General features: G+C 78.0%; 1 pseudogene. It reads right to left on the bottom strand.

Annotated elements, in window-relative coordinates:
- A pseudogene (locus F3J10_RS35950) lies at nt 1-418 on the bottom strand (hypothetical protein); the annotation flags it as partial.

Raw genomic sequence — 418 nt, 5'->3', positions numbered from 1 at the left:
CGTCGATGCCGGTGGCGATGCCGCGCGCGAGTTCCCGGCCCTGTTCGAGCAGCACCACCTCGCGTCCCGCGTAGGCGTGCAGCGCGGCCCAGCGCGGCCGGAACGGCGCCAGGCCGGCCGCCGCGAAATGCTCCAGCGCGGTGGCCAGCGGATCGAGCACGGCGGCCAGCGTGTCGGTGAGGTTCGCCGCCGGGCAGGCCGAGGACAGCGCGGCGGGCGGGCGCAGCGAGCCGTCGCCGGCCGCGATCGCGCGCGGGCCCTCGGCGGTATCGAGCAGCAACGGCCCCTGTGCGTCGATGCCGGTGGCGATGCCGCGCGCGAGTTCCCGGCCCTGTTCGAGCAGCACCACCTCGCGTCCCGCGTAGGCGTGCAGCGCGGCCCAGCGCGGCCGGAACGGCGCCAGGCCGGCCGCCGCGAA

The sequence above is a fragment of the Burkholderia sp. Cy-637 genome (assembly GCF_011753175.1).
Taxonomy (GTDB): Bacteria; Pseudomonadota; Gammaproteobacteria; order Burkholderiales; family Burkholderiaceae; genus Burkholderia; species Burkholderia gladioli.
Note: the sequence above shows the minus strand (reverse complement) of the source record. Positions and strands in the feature narration are given on the sequence as shown.